Genomic DNA, 21757 nt, shown 5'->3' on the forward strand with positions numbered 1-21757 from the left:
CCGAGCCGCCCCCGACCACCCCGCCCAGGAGGCATGGTGACCGCCACCGAACTCACGCGTCCCGCGCCGGTACCGATGCACCGCCTGCACTTCGAGAAACCCGGACCGCCCCGCCCGGCCGAGCTGCCGGGCGGCGCCCCCGCCTGGCTGGTCAGCCGGTACGAGGACGTCCGCCAGGTGCTCTCCGACCCGCGCTTCGGCCGGGCACAGCTGTACGCCGCCGACGCACCGGCCCTCTCCGACGTACCCGACCTGGTGAACGACCCCGACCTGATGTTCAACCAGGACGGCCCCGGCCATCTGCGGCTGCGCCGCACCCTGCGGCGCGCGTTCACCCCGAGGGCCGTCGCCCGCTGGCGGCCGTGGATCGCCGCGATCGTCGACGAACTCCTCGACCGGCTGGAGACCACGCCGCAACCGGCCGACGTGGTCGCGGAGTTCACCCTCCCACTGCCGGTGGCGGTGATCAGCCGGCTGATGGGCCTGGAGGAGTCCGCGTGGGACCGGATGCGGCACTGGAGCGAACACGCCTTCTCCGACGGCACCCACGAGGGCGAACAAGTGGCGTCCGTCCTACAGGAGTTCAGCGCGTTCGGCGCGGACCTCCTCGCGGAGCGGCGCCGGACGCCCGGCGAGGACCTGATCAGCGGCCTGGTCGCGGCGGCCGACGAGGAAGGGGGCGTGCCCGAGGCCCAGTTGGTGAGCCTGGTGTGCGGTCTCGTCGTCGGCGGCCACGACAGCACGATGACCATGCTCGGCAACGCGCTGCTCTACCTCCTGGGCGAACGCCGTACGGCCTGGCCCCGCCTGGGCGCCGACGAGGAGGCCGCCGGACGCGTCGCCGACCGCCTCGTCCACCTCGTACCCCTGGGCGACGACCGGGGGAGCGCCCGGCACGCCGCCACGGACGTCGAGGTCGGCGGCGTGACGATCCCGGCCGGTGCGATCGTGCTCGCCGACTGCGGCATGGCCAACCGCGACCCCGAGGTCTTCCCGCCCGCCACCCTCCACGACCTGTTCGCCCCGCTGGAGGCCCCCACCCTCTCCTTCGGCGCCGGGCCCCACTACTGCCTCGGCGCCTGGCTGGCCCGCACGGAACTCCAGCTCGCCCTGCACCGCCTGGCCGCCCGCTTCCCGGCCCTCGTCCTGGCGGAACCCATGGACTCGGTCGCCTGGCGGACGGGCACCACCTCCCGCAGTCCGCGGCGGCTCGCCGTCCGGTGGTAGGGGCCGCCCCACCGGCCGGTGGCGCGCCCGGGGCTCAGCGGCCCCGGGCGCACAGGGCCGCGTCCACCGCACCCTGGAGGTGGCGCAGACCATCGCCCTCGGCGGTCCAGGTGGTGGTGTACACGGTGACGGTGCCGCGGCCGCCCGAGGCCCGGCCGCCGCCCACCGACCCGCCCGGCAGATCACCGCCGTGACCCCAGTAGACACCGCCGCAGCTGAGCGGGACGGAGGCGACGCCGTAGCCGTACCGGCTCCCGGCCGGGTAGACGTCACGGCCGCCGATGTCGGTGGTGTCCCGGGTCATCAGCCGCACCGCCCACCCGGGCAGGAGCCGGCCGCCGAACAGCCCGTCCCAGAAAGCGTTGAGATCGCCGGGGGTGGAGACGAGCCCGCCGGACGCGCCGAACTCGTGACCGGGAAGCTCGGTCACATCCACCCGCCCGGCCGCCGGATCGGCCGGGTCGACACCGTAGTTGCGGGCGTGCGGCCCGCGCAGGGCCACCTCGCCCGGTGCGGGCCAGTAGGTGTCCGTCAGCCGCAGCGGACGGAGGATCTCGCGCTCGACGTACGTACGGAAGCCGACCCCCGACACCTGGTCGATCACCATGCCGAGCACCAGGTAGTTGGTGTTCGAGTAGCCCCAGTCCTCGCCCGGCCGGAAGACCGGCGGCTCCGCGAGGGCGAGCGCCAGATACTCCTCGGAGCTGCCGGGCCGGGTCCAGTCGACCAGCGGCGTGTACTCCGGCAGCCCGCTGGTCTGCTTGAGCAACTGGCGTACGGTGACGGGGTGTCCGGCCAGCTGCGGCACATGCTCGCCCGCCCGGTCGTCGAGCCGGATCCGTCCGTCCACGACCAGCCGCATCACGGCCGCCGCGGTGAACGCCTTGGTGTCGCTGGCCAGCCGGAACCTGCCCTCGGCCCCGACCATCGCACGGCCGGACTCCAGGTCCGCGACCCCGGCGGTACGGGTGTGCCCGCCGTCGAATGCCAGGGCCCCCGGCACCCCGTCCCGCTCCACCAGCAGATCCAGCTGCCGCTGCACGGGGTCGGGCCGGTGGGCGGAGGCCGCCGGGGCGAACGCCACGGCGAGCGTGGTCGTGCACACGAGGGCGGCGGTGAGGCGCTTGCGGTACATGGGTCCCCCTGGACGTGACTCCGGCCGGGCTGCGGGTGGCGCCCCGGCCGTGCGGATCGTTCTTCCGCCGACGACCCTGCCAGGGGGCCCGCTCGGGGGCAGGCCGTCCGGACCCCGGACTGGGGGTGTACTCAGGCCCCCTGCGCGGGGTTCCCGAGAGCCCTCCGCAACACCGCGATCTGCTCGGCGGCGGCCCTGCGCGGCAGGGTGAGACGGGGCAGCGCACCGTCGAATCCGTGGAACGCGCCCGGCCACAGATGGAATTCGGTCGACACCCCCGCGGAGACCAGCCGGAGCGCGTACCGCGCGCACTCGTCCCGGAACACCTCCAGCTCGCCGACATCGACGTACGCGGGCGGGAGCCCCGACAGATCGGTGGCGCGGGCCGGCGCCGCGTAGGCGGGCACCTCGTCGCCGCCGGCCAGCGGGCCGAGCAACGCGGCCCAGCCGTACAGGTTGTTGGCGCGCGGCCAGGTGACGGGATCGGTGAACTCCCGGCTGGACGCGGTGGTGTTGCGGTCGTCCAGCATCGGGCAGAGCAGCAACTGGAAGGCGAGGCGCGGTCCGCCGCGGTCCCGGGCCAGCAGTGCCGTGGCGGCGGCCAGCCCGCCGCCCGCGCTGATCCCGCCGACCGCCAGGCGCTCCGGGTCGACGCCGAGCGCGTCCGCCTGCTCCGCCGTCCACCGCAGTGCGCGGTAGCAGTCCTCGACGGGCACCGGGTGGGGGTGCTCGGGCGCGAGGCGGTAGTCCACGGAGACCACGACACAGCCCGCCTCCAGGACGTACGCCGAGAGCCGGGCGTCGTCCGTCTCGGGCGTACCGAGCACCATGCCTCCGCCGTGCATCCACACCAGGCACGGCAGCGGCCCGGCGGCGGCCGCACGGGGCCGGTGGACCCGTAGCCGTACGGCGCCGGGGCCGGGCAGACGGTGGTCGGTCACCCGGACGCCCTCGGCGGGCGGCGGGAACACGGCGGCCGCGCGGGCGGCGCGCAGGGCGGCCAGCTCCTCGCGGGTGAGGCCGGAGAGAACGGTGGGCGGCAACGGATCCGCGGCCAGCGCCGCGGCCATCTCCGGATCCAGACGGGGGTCGTGCGACATCGGGCGGAGCCTTCCTGAGGACTCCGCGACCGTGTCCCGGCACCGGACGGCGGGGCACGGCCGCGGAGCGCGAACCGACAGATCCGTCAGTAGTCGAGCGTGATGCTCACCTCGATCGAGCCGGTGTGCGGGATCTTGAGGATATGCATCCTGCGACTGCCGTCGCGCAGATACCTGATGGAGGCGGCGGCGAGGGAGACGGCACGGGCCGCGCCCCACCGGATCCGTACGACCCCCGGTCCCCGGTGCAGATCGAGGCCCGTGGCGGTGGCCGAGGCCGAGCCGCCCCACGGCACCGTGGTGCCGTCGCCGAACACCACCCGGTCAGAGGCCTTCAGGACCAGCGGCACCGTCTCGGTCGCGGACGAGACGGCCCGTACCGAGCGCCGCACCAGCCCGTCGCTCACCCGCACATCGGTGACGACCGAACCGCTGGGGGTGGCGAAGCGGAAGGCGTAGGGGCTGCCGCCGAGGAACTGTCCGGCCTGCGGCCCGTCGGCGTCCGGGACCTGGCCGGGCAGCACCGTGGCCCACACCCCGTGGTTGTTGTCGTTGAGGGTCTGGATCACCGTGCCGGCCACCGGGTGCCACAGGAACGACAGCCCGGTGCGCGCCATGGTGGTCGCCCGGTCGCCGAGGTACGCGCCCAGATAGACATCGGGCCGCCGGATGTAGAGGAAGTCCTGGCCCCGGTCCGTCCGGCGCTCGGTGAAGTTCTTCGAGGCGAGGTACGGCAGGGCCCGCACCGCGTCGGCCTTGGCCTGCCGGGTCGGGTACCGCTCGCCGTAGAGCGCGTGGGCGAGGATCCGCGGCGAGGTGTCCTGCTTGGTCAGGCCCGCCACCGGAGCGGCGTCGGCGGCCCAGGCGGCGCGGGCGGCCGACAGATCCTCGCGGGCGGAGGTGAACGCCCCGAGCGCCGGCACCTCCGGGACGAACTGGGCGTTGAGCGCGGTGCGTTCCGGATCCGGGCGGGTGTCGTCGTAGGCGAGCGCGCTGGTCCGCGTCGAGGGCGCGACATTGCTGAACCAGCCCGAACCGTCCGGCTCGCGCAGCAGGTTGTAGCCCAGCCAGCCGGTGTACTTCCGGGCCATGGTCACCAGGTTGGCATTGTTCGACTGGCGCCAGGCGTCGGCCAGTTCGGGGAGCATCACCTCGAAGTTGTAGTTCATGTCCGTGCCGCCCTTCTCGTAGAAGAAGCCGGCCGGGCCCTGCCCGTGCTGGGCGATCCGGGCGAAGGCGTTGTTCAGCTGCGTGCGCAGAGCCGCGTCGGGATTGGTCCGCAGCGCCAGGGCCGAACCCGCGAGCCCGGCGGCGACCTGATTGGCGAAGGAGATCGGGGTCTGCCACACGCGCCCGTTGGCCGGGTTCAGCAGCCAGGTCATCGCCGCGTGCGTCGCGCGGGCGATCTGGGTGCGCCGCGCGGGCAGCAACTGCGCGTTCTTGAGCAGTACATGGGTCTTGCTGAGATAGCCGAGCGCGAAGCCGGTGGCGGCGAGCGAGTGCTCGTCCGGGCTGTACTCCGGCCAGGAGCCGTCCGCGTGCTGCAGCCCCAGATAGTGGCCGAGCGCCGCGTCCAGGCCCGCGAGCAGTTCGGCGTTTCCCTTGTACGGGTTCCAGGAGCGGGAGTTGGTGAGGAACCAGGCGAATGTGTAGACGTGCTCCTGCACCCGCGCGTTGTACGGCTCCGAGGGCTTGCGCCACCAACCACCGCCCAGGAAACCCGGGTTCGGCGAGCCGGTCCTGATGTCCCCGACCATGCCGGCCAGGCTCACCAGATAGGGCGCGTAGAGCTGCTCGTCGGGGGCGAAGGCGCGCCGGCCGGGGGAGACCGGGGGCAGGGCCGCCAGGTTCGGCGCGGCGGTGGCGGCCAGGGCGGCGGGCGCGGGCAGAGCGGCGGCGAGGCCCGCGGCGCCGGCGGCGGTCAGCAGGGTGCGGCGTGAGAGGAACGTTCCGTACGTCACTGGGCGACTCCTGGGCAGGGAAGGGCTGCGGTGGCTGCGGTGAAGCGGCGGAGGAGGGCGGCCGGGGTGCGCCGGTCGTCGTGCGGCGCACCCCGGCCGGGGAGGTCAGCCGCGTGCGACGGCGATCGACCCGCCGAGCCGGTCGCCCGCCTCGTAGACCAGATACGGCACGCCCCGGTCCGTCCCGAAGCTGGGAGAGGCGGCGCGGCCGTTCTCCGGGGCCGCGCTGCCGGAGTCGTAGAAGACCCCGAGGTGGTTGCGGCGGGAGAAGTCGTTGCCGACCTCGGTGATCAGGATGTTCCCGCCGTTCTCCTTGCCGGTGTGGTAGACGACGTACGTGCTGCCGCCCCGGGTCAGCAGATGCGGGCCGCTGAGGTTGTTCACGCCGACGTCCGAATGGCGCACCAGCGGCTGCTGGGAGAAGGTCCAGGCCCGGCCGTCCTTCGACCAGCCCCAGCCGATGTCACGGTGGTTGGACTGGTTGTTGACCATGAAGAGCATCACGTACCGCGCGTCGCGCGCGGGCAGATCGTGCCGGAACACCCGGGCGTAGGACGTCTCGTTGGTGCCCGCGGGCAGCATGTCCTTGGTCAGCACGGTCCGGTCGTACGTGAAGGTGATGCCGTCCTTGGAACGGGCGAGCCGGGTGGTGTGGTTCTCGCCGTGGAAGTAGAGCCACAGCTCCTTGACGTCCTCGTTCCACAGGACGTGCGGCGAGGAGACATGGCTGACCTTGTAGTGCGGCTGCCAGTCGTTGGAGACCAGCGGGTTCGCCGGATACTCGGTGAACGGGCCCTCCAGCGAGTCGCCGTACGCCAGGCAGATGCCGCCCGGCGCGTCGTGCGGGGCGTAGTAGAGGTAGTAGCGGCCCAGCGGGTTCGCCAGCTTGTCGTAGACGCCCCGGATGCACGGGAAGATGATCTCGCCCGTCGGGTTGTACTTCAGCTGCGAAGGCGTCAGCAGCGGCTTCAGATGGCGGTAGTCCGGAAATCCGCCGGGGGCCGCGACGGCGCGCCCCGCCGAGGCCCCGGTGGCGATCAGCCCGGCGGTCGCCGCCGTGCCCGCCACCGCGCCGCGCAGAAAGATCCGGCGGCTCGGCCGGAACGCCCCCGATACGGAAGGGGTGGTGTCCTCGTGCTGTGTCATGTCGTTCTCCGTCCCGAAGAGTGAGCGATCACAGATAGCTGGCGGCGGTGACGCAGAACCCGCCGAGCGCCACGGCCCAGACGTACGGCAGGGTCCGCACCATCACCTGCTGCGGCGTCACCCCCGCGTACTGCGCGCTCCACACGGTCTGCGTGCTGGTGGGGTCCGACACCCCGAAGACCTGGTTGTACGAGGTGGCCAGACCCAGTACCGCGACGGCCGGGTAGATGCCGGCGGCGATGAGGACCCCGGCGATGCCCGCGCCGAGACCGAAGACGTTCAGCGGCCCCCGGTACAGGCAGAGCGGCACGAGCAGCGTGAAGACCAGCACGAACAGCACCGGGTTCTGCGGACTGACGGCCTTGACCAGCGGCTCCAGCGACTCCACCGCACCGGGCAGCTTCACCGCGGCGAGCAGGATGCCGATGGCGACGAACAGGACGATCGGAGCGGCCGCGACCTCGAACGAGCCGTACAGCGTCCGCAGCAGCCGCTTGTTCATCTCACGCGGCCGGGTCGTCGTGACCAGCGCGAACAGGACGCCCGCCAGCATGGAGGGCAGGATCGCGACCTCGAAGCCCAGGGCGAGCACCAGCGGAACGACCGGGGTGAGCAGGGCGTACCACGGGGCGTCGCCCAGCTGCTTGCGGCGCGAAACGGGCTTGGCGGACGCCGACTTGAGCGACCAGGCGTGCTCGACGCCGCGCCGCCGCGTCTCGATGAGGACGAAGAGGACGGCGGCGGCCAGCGCGAACGGGAACAGCTTGAACATGAAGCCGCGCACCGTCTCGACCGGCAGCTCCAGCGCGGTGGAGAAGAACTGCCAGATCGGCAGCTCGAACGGCATACCGGCGGCGATGCCCATCAGGATCGTCCCGGCGGCGGTGACCTTCGGAATGCCGACGGCGATCATGGCGGGGATGCCGATGATCCCGGCGAGCATCGCCGCCGGAGCCGAGCCGGTGACCGTGCCGACCAGGGTGGAGACGGCCAGGACGCCGAGGGCGACCACCACCGGCCGGTCCCCGCCGAACTCGACGATCTTGCGCACCAGGGTGCCCGCGATGCCGGTCTCGTCGAGGAGCTTGCCCAGCCAGGAGCCGAGGAGAATCGCGATCATCGTGGCGGCCAACGCCGGCGCGCCCTCCTGGACGACCGTGTCCAGCACGCTGTTCTCGCCGGTCAGCGGAGCGCCCGCGACGAACGCGATGACGACGGCGAGGATGACGAGCGCGAAGGCGGTGGGCAGCCTGCGGGTGAGCATCGCGGCGACACCGGCCGCCATGACAAGAAGGATGACGATGCCCATGGCGCTACTTCTCTCTTCCGTGCGGGTGCGGGGATCGGGTCGCGGACCCGTGCTGCGGCTCGGCCGCGGTGGCCAGGGCGGCCGTCAGCAGGAGCGGGCTGCGGCCCAGACCGCAGACCGTGCGGGCGTGGGCGTGAGCGGCGATCTCGTCGGCGCCCGCGACATGGCCGTACAGGGTGTGCCGTCCGGCGCGCAGCACCACATGGTCCAGGGCGCGCTTCAGCGACTTCTTCGCCGGGCCGTGGTGGAGCCGCTCGTGCACCGCCTCGTGCGCGATCGCCGCCGCCCGGACCGAACCGGCCGGATACCAGTGCCGCCAGCCGAGCAGGTCGATCAGTTCCTCGGCGAGCGCCAGGGTGTCGGTGAACAGCTCGACGGTGGGCACCGGCCGTGACGTGTAGCGGGCCAGCAGCCCTCGCGCCAGGCCGCCGTCGCTCTCCACGACCCGGGCCGTCGAGGCGACCGGCGGCAGCGCCGCGCCGAACGCGTCGGCGGTACGGGCCCAGTGGCGCAGCAGCTCCGGGTCGCGCCCCTCGTGCGTCGGGGTGTTCGCGAGCAGCCGTACGCCGAACTCGACGTCGTCGTCGGCCTCCAGCGCCGAGATGGCCGTGCGCGCGGCCCGGTCGAGCAGGGCGGCCGTCATGAGCGCACCTCCACGACCGCGACGACCGGTTCGTCGGCGGCCCGGGCGCGCAGCTCGCTGCGGGCCAGCGCCAGCAGCGGATCCGGGTCGATCACCCCGGACAGATCGGCGATCCGGGAGCCGAGCAGCAGCCGCAGCGCCGGGGCGCGCACCCCGCCGTCCCCGTACGACGTGGCCTCCTTCACCAGCCCCGCGAGGACCTCGGGCGCCTGCCCCACGGTGGTCGTCTCCACCCGGGCGTCCGGCGCGTGCAGCCGTACGACGCCGTCCGCGTCCACGACCCGCACCGGGTGCCGGTCCGCCCGGAACCGCCGGCGCACCTCGGTGCCGTACACCGTGTGGGCGGGCGTGCCCGCGAGAACCCGCACCGAGGCCGGATCGGTCCGCAGACTTGTCGCGGCGGCGTGCAGCCGGTCCGCCTCGTCGGCCCGGTGGGCGCGGTCCTGGGTGCGCAGCTCGGTGGCGCCGGTCGCCACGGCCCGTACGGTACTGGTCTGCGGGTCGACAGTGACCTCCACCTCCACCCCGTCGGCTGCGGCCCCCTGGGCGATGACGGCGGCCTCCGCCTCCGCGCGCACGGCGAGGATCTGCTCCTGGCCCGCCCCCGGAATGATCCGCTCGACCTGCTCCCGGATCAGTGCCAGCGCCACGCCGATCGGGCTGATCACCTCGTTGTGCTGGGCGATCCGGCCCTCCTGGCCGGTGACGGCCGCCAGGTGCGGGGTGACGGAGGCGGCGCCGCCGCCCCCGCCGACGAGCAGCGCGGTGTCCTTGTCCAGCCGGTAGTCGCGCATCATCGCCTCGACCACCGACCTCACCTGATCGGTGCCCGCGTCCAGGAGCTTCGTCGCGGCCGTGGCGACATCGGTGCCGAGCGCGGCGGCCAGCGGAGCGATCGCGGCCTTCGCCACGGCCGGGTCGCACCGGGCGAAGTCCCCCTCCGGCACCCGGCCCAGCGCGTTCGCCGCACACGTCATCGTGATCGCGAAGCGGCCCCCGGCGGCGTCCAGCACCGCGTAGTCGGCCGGGTCGTCCGCCATCGGCCGGACCGTGGTGAGCGTCGCGCCCGCAAGATCCTCCAGGCTCGCGAAACAGGCGTACGGCAGCCCCGCGATATGCGCGCTGCGCGGCCCCACGCCGACGACCTTGCCGCCGTCGACCCGGACCATCGAGCCGCCGCCGACCCCGACGGTCCGCACGTCGAGCGCCGAGAGGTACGACGTCCGGCCGAGCATCGTGGCGTGCCGGACGGCGACCTTGCCGCGCCGCACGACGCTGATGTCCGTGGACGTGCCGCCGGTCTCCAGGAACAGGCCCTCGCTGATGCGCTCCTGCATCAGCGCGCCGGCGACGCCCGCCGCCGGACCGGACAGCACCGTCAGCAGCGGTCTGCGCCGCATCTCGTCCAGCGACATCACCCCGCCGTCGCAGCGCATCACCATCAGCGGCGCGCTCACGCCCGCCTTGGTGATGGACGCGTCGACCAGATCGGCGGTGGCGAGCATGCGCGGCAGGATCGCGGCGTTCACCACGGCGGTACGGGTCCGCTTGTGGAGCCCGTACAGCGAGGTGATGTCGTGCGCGGCGGTGGTCGGCAGCCCCCGCTCCCCGGCGGCGGCCACCACCGCGTCCTCGCCCTCGGGCCGGTCGACGCTGAACGGCTGGCTTGCGACGACGACTTGGGCGCCCTCCCGGACGACCGCGTCGAGCGCGGCCCGGACGGCGGGCGCGTCGTCCGGGTCGGCCACATGCCCGTAGGCGAGCGGCAGCCGCTTGCCGGGCGTCAGCTCCAGCTTGCGGAACGCGGCCAGCCGACGGGTGAGTGCGGCGCTCGGGCCTGCACCGATGCCGATCAGACCGACGGTGGCGACGTCGCCCTCCAGCAGGGCGTTGGTAGCCTGGGTGGTGCCGTGGGCGAGGAACGTCACGTCCTCGGGCGTGTGGCCGGTCTGCTCCAGCAGACGGTCGAGAGCTTCGACGATGCCGTGGGCGACACCGTCCTCGTGATGGTGGCTGGTGGGAACCTTCACCTGCCCCAGCAGGCTCAGGGTCGTGGCGTCTACGGCCACGGCGTCGGTGAAGGTTCCGCCCACGTCGATGCCGACGCGTATGCGGTGGGTGTTCATGGCTGGGCACCTCCTTGTGCGGGTGGCAGGGCGAGGGCGGCAGGCCCGGGCATCTCGCGAGAGGTCCGGGGCCTGGGGCCGGGCGGGTACAGGTGGAGCTGCGCCCGCCCGGCGCTCCGCGCGCACCCTGGGGGCCGTGCGGTGAAGCGGGTGATGCGTTGGGTCGTCCTCCGCGCCGTCCGTCGGGCGCGGACGGGGTCAGTAGCCGCGTACGTCCGGCCAGTGGCGCTGCACGCCGTCGCGCTCCAGCAGCCGGGCGAACACCTCGAACCGCTTGTCCTCGGCCTGGACCTGATGCGGCTCGACGCTCTCGGCGACACAGTGCGCGGCCAGCGCGCCGGCGACCTCGCCGATGTTCCATTCCACCGGGTGGAGCCGGTAGCAGCCGTTGGTGATGTGCGTCGTGCCGATGTTCTTGCCGGCCGGCAGCAGATTGCGGACGCGGCGCGGGACGAGCGCGCCGAGCGGGATCTCGAACGGCACCGAACCGATGTCGATGTAGTTGTCGCCGCCGGTCGAAGGATGCAGATCGATACGGTAGTTGCCGACGCCGACCGAGTCCCGGTGGCGGGTGCCGCCGTAGGGGCCGACGATGTCGATCGAGACGTCGTGCTCGGTGACCGTGGTGACGGCCTTGATCCGCCGCGACTCGCGGACGTACGGCGCCTTCGCCAGACCGTCCGGGGTGCCCGTGACGTCCGGACGTATCCGCAGACCGGGGAAGCCCTTGCCGCCGTCCGCCCGGGGCGCCTCGGTCTGGAGCCAGTACAGGACCGACAGCGACAACTGGCGGGCCTCGGCCAGCGCGGCCGCCGAGGTCTCCTCGCCGCCGCCGATCAGCGGCTTCAACCAGTAGTCGTTCAAAGGCCAGTTGACCAGGGTGATGTCCGAGTCGAACGCACCGGGCCGGTGCAGCTTGCGGGCCAGGATCCGGCGGAAGCCGAACAGCTCCTTGTCGCCCGCGTCGGCGGACTGGTCGGCGCTGACGTCCAGCGGATCCAGCTCCGGATTGGGTACGAAGGTGCGCGGCACGGCCTCCAGGCTGCGCGGATCGGGGGCCAGGAAGCCGAGCAGCGGACCCGGCCAGAAGTCCGGCCGATAGGTGCGCCAGAAGTCGTAGTCGGCCGGGCGCTCGATGGTGTGGTCCTCGCCCTCGTGGTGCGAGAGCGCGAAACACACCGTGATGCCCTGCTGGTTGAGGGGCTGCGCCTCCTCGGGCGCGTGCGGCTCGTCGAACTCGCTCCGCGCCTCGGCGCCGATCACATGCTCCACACCGGCGAGTTCGAGCAGTTCGCCGGTCTCGGTGGCGTCGATGACGTAACGGGCGCTGATCGTACGGCGGTTGCCGCCGCGCAGGTCGGCCAGCGTCACGGACCGTACGGTGTCGTCGTCGCCCGCCTCGGCGGCCACCGGCCGGTGCTCGGTGAGCAGGGTCAGCAGACCCGCCGAGCGGTACGGCGCGATCATGGCCTCCATGACGGCGAGGGCGACGCGCGGCTCGTGGCACAGCTTGCTGACGCGCCCGGCGCCCGGGTTGAGGCTGCGCAGCGCCAGCGCCTCGGAACGCATCGGGTACCACTGGCGGTAGTAGTCCCGGATCGCGTCGCGCAGGGTGCGGTACGAGGCGGTGGTGCCGAACTCCTCGACCCACGGGTGCTCGTCCGGCGGAACCGCCTGCGAGGTGAGCTGGCCGCCGATCCAGTCCGTCTCCTCGGTGAGGACGACGGTGCGCCCCGCCCGGCAGGCGGCGAGAGCGGCGGCCACGCCGCCGAGTCCGGCGCCCACGATGAGGATGTCGGGTTCGGATGTCACGGTTCTCCTTGAAGTGCTGGGTGTACGCGGTGCGTTGGAGCGTCGGCCGGCCTCCTCCCGAGGCCGGGTCTACGGGGGTCAGAGGTGTACGGGGGCCGGGCCTGCCGTCGAGCCGGGCCGGAAGGTGCAGGCCACCAGGGGCTCCGTCGCCTCCTCCCCGGCCACCAGCGCGGCGAGCATCCGCACGGCGGCCGCGCCCAGTTGGGGCCGGGGGACGTCGAAGCCGGTGGGGACGGGCCCGTCCGCCAGATCCGGCGGGGGGCTGCCGAGCAGGGCGAGCGAGGCGTCGCGCGGGCAGTCGATGCCGACGAAGTGCGCGGCGCCGTGCAGGGCGCGCCAGGCGTCGCCGGTGTCGGTCTCCTCCGCGACGAACGCGGTCACGCCCTCGTCCAGCCAGCCGCGCAGCCGCTCGGCGGTCAGGTCGCGCTCGGGGTCGGCGGAGCGGAAGACGGCGGCGGGACCGCCGGGCAGTCCCGCCTCCTCCAGGCCCTTGAGGAAGCCGTGCTCACGGTCGGTGGAGGCGGGCGCCTCGTCGTCCTCGCGGACGAGCACGATGCGCCGGTGTCCGAGGGCGGCCAGGTGCGCGACGACCTCCTGGGCGGCGCTGATGTAGTCCGCGCCGACCCACGCCAGCCCCTCCAGCTCGTTCCGGCGGCCGAGGTGCACCACGGGGAAGCCGTCGGCGACCAGCCGCAGCAGCTCCTCGGCCGGGGCGTGGCGGCCGAGGAAGAGACAGCCGTCGGCGAGCCGCACCCGGTTGAGGGCGTTCGGTCCGGCGGCCCCCGCGCCGCCGGTGCTGGAGCCGGTGAAGAGCACCAGGTCGTAGCCCCGGGCGGCGGCCTCCTGCTCGACGCCGACGAGGAAGGGGTAGTACGAGTGCTGTACGTCGGTGGGGAAGGTGGACGTGAAGCTGAAGACCCCGAGCAGATTGTTCCGCGCGGCCGCGAGGCGGCTGGCGGCCGGATCCGGCACATAGCCCAGGGCCCGCACCGCGTCGAGCACCTTGCGCCGGGTCTCCTCGGAGATCGTGGCGCCCTGCTTGCGGGCCCCCAGCACCAGCGAGACGGTGGCCTGCGAGACCCCGGCGAGCCGGGCGACCTCGGCCTGACGCGGCCGGGACGTACGGCCTGCGGGAGCGGGCGCCCGGCCCGGCCTGGACCGCTTCCTGGGTTCTTCCACGGTGTTCCTCCGGATCACTAATGCGTATTACTAATGCGCATTAGTGAGTACTGTGAACCTCCGTTCCGCACGGGTCAAGGGATCGCGCAAGACTTCTTTCGGCCCATGTGGGTGCGGGGCCCGGCGCATGCCGGACCCCGCGGAGCTCATGGGCGAAGGGACCTCACCAGTCGTGCACCGTCCCGTCGTGGAGCCGGTTGACCGGCAGATACGCGGGCGCGTACGGGTGGGCGGCGGCCAGCTCCTCGTCGAGCTCCACCCCGATGCCGGGCGCCTCGCCCGGGTGCAGATACCCGTCCGTGAAGGTGTAGGCGTGCCGGAACACCGCTTCGGTGAGCGGGGTGTGGCCGGAGTACTCCTGGATGCCGAAGTTGTGCACGGCCAGGTCCAGGTGGACGGCGGCGGCCATCCCGACCGGGGAGATGTCCTCGGGGCCGTGGACGGCGCTCTTGATCTGGTACTGCGCGGCGAAGTCGAAGAGCTTGCGCAGCGGGGTGACGCCGCCGAAGTGGGTCACCGCCGAGCGCACATAGTCGATCAACTGCTCGGTGATCAGGGCCTGGTAGTCGTACACCGTGTTGAACACCTCGCCGACGGCCAGCGGCGTGGTGGTGGACCGGCGGACCAGACGCAGCGCCTCCTGGTTCTCGGCCGGGGTGCAGTCCTCCAGCCAGAACGGCCGGTAGGGCTCCAGGTCCTTGCCGAGCCGGGCGGCCTGGATAGGGGTGAGCCGGTGGTGGGCGTCGTGGAGCAGCGGCAGTTCGGCGCCGAACTCCGCCCGTACCGCCTCGAAGACGGCCGGCACATGGCGCAGATACGCCGCGGTGTCCCAGTCCTCCACCAGCGGGCGGGCCTGCTGGTGGAGGACCGGCGCCCCGGTGTCATCGGTGGCCGACACCCCGTACACCGCCTTGAGTCCGGGGATGCCGGACTGGATGCGGACGGCCGGATAGCCCTCGGCGAGCCGGGCCCGTACGGAGTCGAGCAGTTCGGGTATGTCCCGGCCGTTGGCATGACCGTACGTACCGATCCGCTCCCGGCTCGCGCCGCCCAGCAACTGGTACAGCGGCAGCCCGGCGGCCTTCGCCTTGATGTCCCACAGCGCCACGTCCACGGCGGCGATGGCGGCCATCGTCACCGGACCGCGCCGCCAGTACGCGCCCCGGTACAGCGACTGCCAGGTGTCCTCGACGCGATGCGGGTCGAGGCCGATCAGCAGCGGGGCGACATGGTCGGTGAGATAGCTGACGACGGCCAGCTCCCGCCCGTTCAGGGTCGCGTCGCCGAGGCCGGTGAGCCCTTCGTCGGTCGTCAGCTTCAGGGTGACGAAGTTGCGGCCGGGGCTGGTGACGACGACCTTCGCGTCGACGATTTTCATGCGTGTGCGCTCTTTCCGCAGGTGGGGGTCGGAGGTCGGGGGAGTGGGACTCTCAGCCCTTGGTGGCGCCGGACGTCAGCCCGGCCACCAGGTACTTCTGGCCGAGGACGGCGGCGAGGACGACGGGCACGGTGATGAGGGAGGCGGCGGCCATCAGACCGCCCCAGTCCGTGCTCGCGTAGGAGATGAAGTTGAACAGGGTGACCGGCACGGTCTGGGTCCGGTCGTCGGAGAAGACCAGCGCGAACATGAAGTTGTTCCAGCTGAAGACGAAGGCCAGCAGCGAGGCGGTCGCGGTGCCCGGCGCCGCGAGCGGCAGCGAGATCCGCCAGAACGCGCCGAAGGCGCTCAGTCCGTCGGTGCGGGCGGCCTCCTCCAGCTCGACCGGCAGACCGGCGAAGAAGCTGATCATGATCCACATGATCAGCGGGACCGAGACGAACATATGGCTGAGGATCAGCACCGTGTAGGAGCCGACCAGGCCCATCCGCGCGAACAGGTAGTACCAGGGCACCAGCAGCGAGATCGCCGGGACGATGCGCGCCACGAGGATCACGGAGCCGGTGCGACGCATCGAGAACCGGCCCACCGCCCAGGCCGCCGGTACGGCGATCACGGCGGAGAGCACCGTCGAAACCACTCCGACCAGCAGGGAGTTGCCCATCGAGCGCACGATCTGGCCGGCCTCGACGACGGCCCGGAAGTTGTCCAGCGTGGGCGTGAACCACAGCCCGACGGACGGATCGGTCACCTGCACATTGGTCTTGAACGCCGCGGCGAACATCCACACCACCGGCAGCGCGAAGACGAGCGTCACGACCGTGATGGCGGCCCCGCGCAGCCACGACCCGTACGGCCGGCCACGCCGGGGGCGCACGGGGGAGAGGGTGGCACTCATGCGTTCTTCCTTCCGCCCCGGCGGCGCAGCAGCACCACGACACCGATGATGAACAGCGTGAACAGGACCAGGACGGCGGCGGCCAGGCCGTACTCCTGGTAGTCGAAGGTGAGCCCGTAGGCGTAGACGTTGAGGGTCTCCACCTCGAAGTCCGAACCGCCGCCCGCGCCCTTGGTGGCGTAGAGGATGTCGAAGGTCTTCAGCGCGTCGACGGCGCGCAGCACGAGCGCGGTGGCGAGCGTCGGGCCGAGCATCGGCAGGACGACGTACCGGAAGCGCTGCCAGGCGTTCGCCCCGTCGACCAGGGCGGCCTCCTCGGGCTCCTCGGGCAGCGTGGTGAGCCCGGCGAGCAGCAGCAGCGTCATCATCGGCGTCCACTGCCAGACGTCGATGAGCATCAGCGTCGGGAGCGACTGCCCGACCGAGCCGAGGAACTCCTGCCGGGGCACGCCGACCGCTTCCAGCAGATGGTTGGCGATGCCGTTGGTGGGGTCGAGGATCAGCAGCCACAGGATGCCGATCGCGACCGGCGTGGCGAGCAGCGGAACGATGAGCACGGTACGCACCCAGCGCATCCCCGTGAACGGCCTGCGCATCAGCATCGCGAGGGCCAGCCCGAGGACCGTCTCCAGCACCACCGCGCCGACCGTGAAGACCAGGGTGCGGCGGGCGGCGGGCCAGAACCGGCGGGTGTCGCCCAGCGCGTCGGTGAAGTTGCGCAGACCGATGTGGGCGCTGTCGGCGTTGACCGCACCGAAGGCGTCGGTGAGGCTGAGATTGAGCGTGAAGACCAGCGGAAAGACGATCATCAGGCCGACGAAGAGCACGGCCGGGGCGAGCATCGCCCACTTGAGCCGCCGGTTGGCCTGCTCGAAGGTCCGCTGCCGCCGCCCGGCCCCGGGCGGCGCCGGGCGTGACGTACGGACGGCGGAGCCCCGGGCGGCTGCCGTGGTCCTGGTGGCCTCGGTGGCCTCGGTGGCGGGCATCAGGACTCCTTGTGGCGGTTGTCGCGTACGAGGAAATCGGCGAACTCCGCGTCCGCGTCGCGCACGACCGGCCGGACGGACTGGCCGAGGATGCCCGCGACCAGCGGACGGCCGACGATGTCCCGGGCCCGGCCGACCTGGAGGACCCGGGGCCGGTCGTACCCCACGCCGCGTTCCGCGTTCAGCCGCATGGCCTCGGCCAGCTCCGGCGGGAAGGCGGCCAGCGTCTTCGGGTCGGACCACACCGACGAGCGGGCGCCCGGTATCCCCTCCGACTGGAGCGCGGCCGACATCTCGGGACCGGCGGCCCACCGGATGAACTCCCAGGCGTCGTCGCGCAGTCGGGAGAAGGTGTTGATGCCGAGGCTCCAGGAGGGGATGTTGTGCGGCCTGGCCCCGGCCGGTCCGGCGGGGAAGGGGGCGAAACCGACGGTCTCGCGCACCCGGGACACCTTCGGGTCGAGGAAGCTGCTGTAGATCGCGTCGGCGTCGACGAAGAAGGCGGCCTTGCCCTGCGCGAAGATCGGCATCGCCTGTTCGAGGCTCATGTTGGTCGCCCCGGGCGGCCCGGAACCGGCCAGCAGCCGGCCGTAGTACTCGTACGCGGCGACGGCCTCGGCGCTGCCGATCCCGGACTTCCCGTCCACGACGAAGTCGCCGCCGTACGAGTAGAGGAAGCTGGACCACTGGGACACCGCGCCGCTGCGCTGGCCCCGGCCGACATACCCGTAGAACCCGTCCTTCCGCCGGGTCAGCTCCCGCGCGCCCTCCATCAGGGCCTCCAGGGTGCGCGGCGGCCCGCCCAGGTCCTCCACCAGGTCCTTGCGGTAGTAGAGCGCGGGGCGCTCGGTCACCACCGGGACGCTCAGCACCTTCCCGGCCGTGACCGACGCCTCGCGCGGCGCGTCCTGGAAGTCGCCCCAGGCGAACCGGGCGTCGTCGGCGACCCGGTCGCTCAGGTCGGCCAGCCAGCCGTTGTGCCCGAAGAGCAACTGCTCCTGGAGCGCGCGGACCATCATCACGTCCACGTCGGTGCCCGACGCGTTGAGCTTCACGTTGTAGCTGCTGGCGAGCTGGTCGGCGGTGAGCAGCGTCATGGAGACCCGCCGCCCGATCCGCTCCTCGAACTCCGCGGTGCGGCGCTTGACCGCCTGGGACCAGACGTGGTTGATCGCCATGATCCGCAACGGTGCGTCGGCCGAGGGCGTGCCGCCCCCGCCCGAACAGGCGCTCAGCGCGCCCGCCCCGGCGCCCGCCGCGACCCCTGCGGCCAGCCTGCCGAAGGCGCGCCGGCTCAGGAGCTGGCTGCTCGTGGACATCCTTGTCCTCGTTTCTGTGCGTTTCTCTGCGGCGCGTGTGCGTGCCTACGTGCGTGAGTGCGGGACTCTGGTCCTACCTGGTCCAACTGGTAGGACCAGTTGATTCGAACGTGACCGTAACAGCAGAGAAACCTCCCCGACCAGACCCTGAAGCAAAGATTCCGGTGGCCGGACGGAAGGCTGGAAGGTTGCGCCGTCGAAGGCGGCCGGACCGGGCTAGCGCCCCGGAGGCGTCCGGCGGCCCTCGGCCTGGTCGAGCAGCGTCTCGATGTGATTGCGCGCCATCGTGTCGACCTGGACGTCGAGATCGGCCCCGTACGTCCGCAGCCCCAGCATCAAGTGCTCCCGCATCCGCGCACAGGCGAGGTCCACGTCCCGCGCCTCGACCGCCTCGAAGATCTCCGGGTGGTGCGGCACACCGGGTTCGCCGATCGAGGGATCGGAGTTCGAGCGGAGCATCATCTCGAACATCATCCCGCCGATCGAGGACAGCATGATCCGCAGCACCGGATTCTTGCTGGCCACGGCGATGGCATCGTGGAAGTCCATGTCCGCCTGGGCCTTGACGACGACGTCGGTCGCCGACTCCAGGGCGTCCCGGGCGGCCCGCATCGCCGCGATGTCCTCGTCCGTGGCCCGCTCGGTCGCCAGCCGGACCATCTCGACCTCCAGCGGGATCCGCGCCTCGATCAGCTGCCGGACGGTGGGCCGGCCCGCCCGGTACAGCGCGTCGTACCCCCGGGCCTGCCCGGAGGACTGCTCGCGGACGAAGGAGCCGCGCCCCGGGGCGACTTCGATCAGATGCTGGGCCTCCAGCCGCCGCAACACCTCGCGCACGACATTCCGGCTGGCGCCGAACTGCGCGGCGAGCTCCCGCTCGGACGGGAGCTTCGTCCCGACGGCGATGGTGCCGGAGCGGATGTCGTGCTCCAGCTCACGGGCGATGCGCTCCGTCAGGAGCCCGCGCCGGGCGGGGTCCGCGACCGGACCCGGCCGCGCGGAATCCGACGGGGACGAGGGGACGGACGGCTGCATGATCGCAGCGTACAGGCCGATGAACCGTTCACCCTCGGCACGTCCGGAAGGCTCGGGGGCTCTTCCCTTCCGGTCGCGCGACATCGGATTCTGTGGGTCCTCCAGCCCTAGGCCGCCGGCCGGGCGGCTCCCGCGGTACGGGACATCGCCGGGGAGGCGTTGAAGAGTGCGTGGACGGCGGAGTCGACCTGGGCGGTGACGATCTCGGGCGTGGAGCTGTCGAGCTTGCCGTCGAGGTGCAGGAACGCGAGGCCGTGCACGAGGGCCCAGACCGTGGTCGACAGGGCGTCCGCGTCCACATCGGGGAACGTGGCGCCGACGATGGAGCGCACGTACTGCGAGATGGCCTCGGTCGCGGCGACCCGCTCCTCGCTGGTGGGGTCGCAGGGCTCGGCGAACATCGCCCGGAACAGGGCCGGGTGCTCCAGCGCGAACCGTACGTAGGCGACGGCGACCGAGGCGAGTTCGTCGGGCGTCGAGGGTGCGGGGTGGGCCTTGGTGAGGTGTTCGGCCAGCTCGCGGTACCCCTCGGCGGCCACGGCGGAGACCAGGGCCTCGCGGTCGGCGAAGTGGCGGTAGGGGGCCGTCGCCGACACCCCGGCACGCCGGGCCACCGCGCGCAGCGAGAGGCCGGCGCTGCCGTCCTCCTCCAGGAGTTCGCGTGCGGCTCGAAGGCAGGCGGCGCGCAGGTCGCCGTGGTGGTACGTGCTGGTCCGGGCCATGCGCCGTGCTCCCTTGTGTGTGCGACGTTCACATTCCCTCCCTGATGTGAACGATGCATACATCGTAGGTGATCGAAAAGGAAGAGGAAAGCGGGACGGTCCGCGAGCGGTTCTCGTCACCGCCCCCTTTCACCGCCCCCTTCGCCGCGCCCCTTCGCCGCGCCGCGACACCGTCCCCCTTCAGCGGGCGCCGACTGCCTTGAGGGCCTTGAGCGCTCCGGTCAGCAGGGCCGCCCAGCTCTCCGGGCTGATACCGGCGGGCGGGGTGAAGCCCTGGATGCGCTGGTGGGCGACCGTCTGGGGCTCGGTGTACTTGAGGATGCCCTCGGCACCGTGGCGGCGGCCGAGTCCGGAGTCGCCCATGCCACCCATCGGGGCGTCGACGCTTCCCCACGCGGCGGCGAAGGCCTCGTTGACGTTGACGGTTCCGGCGTGCACGCGGGCGGCGACGGCGCGGCCCCGGGCTCCGTCGCGGGACCAGACGCTGGCGTTGAGGCCGTAGGCGGTGGCGTTGGCCTGGGCGACGGCCTCCTCGACGTCCCGGTAGGTGTAGATCGAGACGACCGGGCCGAAGGTCTCGTGCTCGTACAGCGTCATGTCGGGGGTGACGTCGGTGAGGACGGTCGGCTCGTGGAAGAGCGGGCCGAGGTCGGGCCGCGCCCGGCCTCCGGCGAGGACGGTGGCGCCCTTGGCGACGGCGTCGTCGATGTGCGCGGTGACGGTGGCGAGCTGGGAGGGGGTGGTGAGGCTGCCGACGTCCATGCTGAAGTCGTACGCGGCGCCGATCCTGAGCTTCTTCGTCCGGGCGGTGAACGCGGCGATGAACGCGTCGCGGACGGACTCGGCGACGTACAGGCGCTCGATGGAGACGCACAGCTGACCGGCGGAGGGGAAGCAGGCGGCGACGGCGCCTTCCGCCGCCTTCTCGATGTCGGCGTCGTCGAGGACGATCATGGGGTTCTTGCCGCCGAGTTCGAGGGAGGCGCCGATGAGGCGGCGGCCCGCGTCGGCGGCGATCCGGCGGCCGGTGGCGGTGGAGCCGGTGAACATCATGTAGTCGGCGTTGTCCATCAGCGGTCCGCCGATGGAGCTTCCGCGGCCGATCACCATCTGCCACACGTCCCGGGGGAGCCCGGCCTCGTACATGAGGTCCATGGACCACAGGGCGGTGAGCGCGGTCTGGGTGTCGGGCTTCTGGACGACCGCGTTGCCGGCCATCAGAGCCGCGACGGTGTCGCCGGCGGCCATGCTCAGGGGGTAGTTCCAGGGTGAGATGACGGTGACGACGCCCTTGGGGTGGCGTAGTTCGGTGGTGTGGGTGAGCAGGGGGATCGCACCGCGACGCCGCTTGGGGGAGAGGTACTTGGCGGCGTTGCGGGCGTAGTAGCGCGAGGCGATGCCGATGTCGACGACCTCCAGGAACGCGTCGCGGCGGGTCTTGCCGTTCTCGGCCTGCATCAGGTCCAGGGCCTCGTCCTGACGGGCCAGCACGAGGTCGTGATAGCGCAGCAGGACCTTCTTGCGCTCGCCCAGGGGCGTGGCTGCCCACGCCTTCTGCGCGACCCGGGCGCGGGCGAACGCGCCCTCGACGTCTGCCGGCGTCGAGACCGGGAGGTCGGCCAGGGGGACGCCGGTGTACGGGGAGCTTGTGGTCACCCGTGCGGCGTCCGGCGCGGCGGAGACCTGCGTGGTCAGCCGCCTGAGCAGCGCCGGGGTGATGGACGCGGGCAGGGCCGGGGCGCGGGCGGTGGTGGGGCGGGTCGCTGGTTCGGTGGCCATGA

The 21757-nt window shown here is 72.4% G+C and carries 17 protein-coding genes; 1 reads left to right on the forward strand and 16 read right to left on the reverse strand.

Going from position 1 to position 21757, the window contains the following annotated elements:
- The first annotated feature begins 33 nt into the window (after nucleotides 1-33).
- Nucleotides 34-1227: a cytochrome P450 gene (locus tag ACSMXR_RS33280; RefSeq protein WP_473170595.1), complete on the forward strand. Its 1194-nt coding sequence runs from the start codon at nucleotides 34-36 to the stop codon at nucleotides 1225-1227.
- Nucleotides 1228-1261: 34 nt separating this feature from the next.
- Here ACSMXR_RS33280 and ACSMXR_RS33285 read toward each other — a convergent pair whose 3' ends face one another.
- The 16 genes from ACSMXR_RS33285 to ACSMXR_RS33360 form a co-directional block, all read right to left on the reverse strand.
- Complete coding sequence (locus ACSMXR_RS33285) at nucleotides 1262-2362, reverse strand: serine hydrolase domain-containing protein (protein ID WP_473170596.1); 1101 nt, start codon at nucleotides 2360-2362, stop codon at nucleotides 1262-1264.
- 131 nt (nucleotides 2363-2493) lie between these two features.
- Nucleotides 2494-3462 (reverse strand): alpha/beta hydrolase, encoded by a 969-nt coding sequence (locus tag ACSMXR_RS33290; protein WP_473170597.1) that lies wholly within the window; start codon nucleotides 3460-3462, stop codon nucleotides 2494-2496.
- Nucleotides 3463-3548: 86 nt separating this feature from the next.
- Nucleotides 3549-5423 carry a hypothetical protein gene (locus ACSMXR_RS33295; protein ID WP_473170598.1) on the reverse strand — a complete coding sequence of 625 codons (1875 nt, stop codon included), beginning with the start codon at nucleotides 5421-5423 and terminating at the stop codon, nucleotides 3549-3551.
- Nucleotides 5424-5528: 105 nt separating this feature from the next.
- The gene (locus tag ACSMXR_RS33300; RefSeq protein WP_364883729.1) at nucleotides 5529-6569 is read right to left on the reverse strand and encodes a glycoside hydrolase family protein; all 1041 of its coding nucleotides are present in this window, start codon (nucleotides 6567-6569) and stop codon (nucleotides 5529-5531) included.
- Between the two features lie 28 nt (nucleotides 6570-6597).
- Nucleotides 6598-7878, reverse strand: coding sequence for a TRAP transporter large permease subunit (locus ACSMXR_RS33305; RefSeq protein WP_137228315.1), 1281 nt, complete (start codon nucleotides 7876-7878; stop codon nucleotides 6598-6600).
- Nucleotides 7879-7882: 4 nt separating this feature from the next.
- Nucleotides 7883-8521 carry a hypothetical protein gene (locus ACSMXR_RS33310; protein WP_137228313.1) on the reverse strand — a complete coding sequence of 213 codons (639 nt, stop codon included), beginning with the start codon at nucleotides 8519-8521 and terminating at the stop codon, nucleotides 7883-7885.
- On the reverse strand, nucleotides 8518-10647 hold the full coding sequence (locus ACSMXR_RS33315; protein WP_473170599.1) for a hydantoinase/oxoprolinase family protein: 2130 nt from the start codon (nucleotides 10645-10647) through the stop codon (nucleotides 8518-8520). Before ACSMXR_RS33315 ends, ACSMXR_RS33310 begins: the two co-directional genes overlap by 4 nt.
- A gap of 198 nt (nucleotides 10648-10845) precedes the next feature.
- Nucleotides 10846-12459 (reverse strand): FAD-dependent oxidoreductase, encoded by a 1614-nt coding sequence (locus ACSMXR_RS33320; RefSeq protein ID WP_381850578.1) that lies wholly within the window; start codon nucleotides 12457-12459, stop codon nucleotides 10846-10848.
- A 78-nt stretch (nucleotides 12460-12537) separates the two neighbouring features.
- Complete coding sequence (locus ACSMXR_RS33325) at nucleotides 12538-13638, reverse strand: LacI family DNA-binding transcriptional regulator (RefSeq protein WP_473170600.1); 1101 nt, start codon at nucleotides 13636-13638, stop codon at nucleotides 12538-12540.
- Nucleotides 13639-13801: 163 nt separating this feature from the next.
- Nucleotides 13802-15016, reverse strand: a complete 1215-nt coding sequence (manD, locus tag ACSMXR_RS33330) for a D-mannonate dehydratase ManD (protein WP_381792926.1) — start codon at nucleotides 15014-15016, stop codon at nucleotides 13802-13804.
- A 52-nt stretch (nucleotides 15017-15068) separates the two neighbouring features.
- Entirely contained in the window at nucleotides 15069-15914 is an 846-nt protein-coding gene (locus ACSMXR_RS33335) for a carbohydrate ABC transporter permease (RefSeq protein WP_218523889.1), read from the reverse strand.
- A complete protein-coding gene (locus ACSMXR_RS33340) occupies nucleotides 15911-16900 on the reverse strand; it encodes a carbohydrate ABC transporter permease (RefSeq protein WP_473170601.1) in 990 nt (329 codons plus the stop codon). Before ACSMXR_RS33340 ends, ACSMXR_RS33335 begins: the two co-directional genes overlap by 4 nt.
- Nucleotides 16900-18219 carry an ABC transporter substrate-binding protein gene (locus ACSMXR_RS33345; RefSeq protein ID WP_218523887.1) on the reverse strand — a complete coding sequence of 440 codons (1320 nt, stop codon included), beginning with the start codon at nucleotides 18217-18219 and terminating at the stop codon, nucleotides 16900-16902. Before ACSMXR_RS33345 ends, ACSMXR_RS33340 begins: the two co-directional genes overlap by 1 nt.
- Before the next feature lie 216 nt (nucleotides 18220-18435).
- On the reverse strand, nucleotides 18436-19254 hold the full coding sequence (locus ACSMXR_RS33350) for a FadR/GntR family transcriptional regulator (protein WP_381850591.1): 819 nt from the start codon (nucleotides 19252-19254) through the stop codon (nucleotides 18436-18438).
- Between the two features lie 107 nt (nucleotides 19255-19361).
- Complete coding sequence (locus ACSMXR_RS33355) at nucleotides 19362-19976, reverse strand: TetR/AcrR family transcriptional regulator (RefSeq protein WP_376187419.1); 615 nt, start codon at nucleotides 19974-19976, stop codon at nucleotides 19362-19364.
- Between the two features lie 180 nt (nucleotides 19977-20156).
- A complete protein-coding gene (locus tag ACSMXR_RS33360) occupies nucleotides 20157-21755 on the reverse strand; it encodes a succinic semialdehyde dehydrogenase (RefSeq protein ID WP_473170602.1) in 1599 nt (532 codons plus the stop codon).
- Nucleotides 21756-21757: the final 2 nt, after the last annotated feature.

It is taken from the genome of Streptomyces sp. DSM 106670, from assembly GCF_055792845.1.

Coding starts and splice junctions, on each gene's coding strand:
- ACSMXR_RS33335 (WP_218523889.1), bottom strand. CDS start 15,914: ATGAGTGCCACCCTCTCCCCCGTGCGCCCCCGGCGTGGCCGGCCGTAC.
- ACSMXR_RS33305 (WP_137228315.1), bottom strand. CDS start 7,878: ATGGGCATCGTCATCCTTCTTGTCATGGCGGCCGGTGTCGCCGCGATG.
- ACSMXR_RS33315 (WP_473170599.1), bottom strand. CDS start 10,647: ATGAACACCCACCGCATACGCGTCGGCATCGACGTGGGCGGAACCTTC.
- ACSMXR_RS33285 (WP_473170596.1), bottom strand. CDS start 2,362: ATGTACCGCAAGCGCCTCACCGCCGCCCTCGTGTGCACGACCACGCTC.
- ACSMXR_RS33360 (WP_473170602.1), bottom strand. CDS start 21,755: ATGGCCACCGAACCAGCGACCCGCCCCACCACCGCCCGCGCCCCGGCC.
- manD (WP_381792926.1), bottom strand. CDS start 15,016: ATGAAAATCGTCGACGCGAAGGTCGTCGTCACCAGCCCCGGCCGCAAC.
- ACSMXR_RS33280 (WP_473170595.1), top strand. CDS start 34: ATGGTGACCGCCACCGAACTCACGCGTCCCGCGCCGGTACCGATGCAC.
- ACSMXR_RS33300 (WP_364883729.1), bottom strand. CDS start 6,569: ATGACACAGCACGAGGACACCACCCCTTCCGTATCGGGGGCGTTCCGG.
- ACSMXR_RS33355 (WP_376187419.1), bottom strand. CDS start 19,976: ATGGCCCGGACCAGCACGTACCACCACGGCGACCTGCGCGCCGCCTGC.
- ACSMXR_RS33290 (WP_473170597.1), bottom strand. CDS start 3,462: ATGTCGCACGACCCCCGTCTGGATCCGGAGATGGCCGCGGCGCTGGCC.
- ACSMXR_RS33340 (WP_473170601.1), bottom strand. CDS start 16,900: ATGCCCGCCACCGAGGCCACCGAGGCCACCAGGACCACGGCAGCCGCC.
- ACSMXR_RS33345 (WP_218523887.1), bottom strand. CDS start 18,219: ATGTCCACGAGCAGCCAGCTCCTGAGCCGGCGCGCCTTCGGCAGGCTG.
- ACSMXR_RS33350 (WP_381850591.1), bottom strand. CDS start 19,254: ATGCAGCCGTCCGTCCCCTCGTCCCCGTCGGATTCCGCGCGGCCGGGT.
- ACSMXR_RS33310 (WP_137228313.1), bottom strand. CDS start 8,521: ATGACGGCCGCCCTGCTCGACCGGGCCGCGCGCACGGCCATCTCGGCG.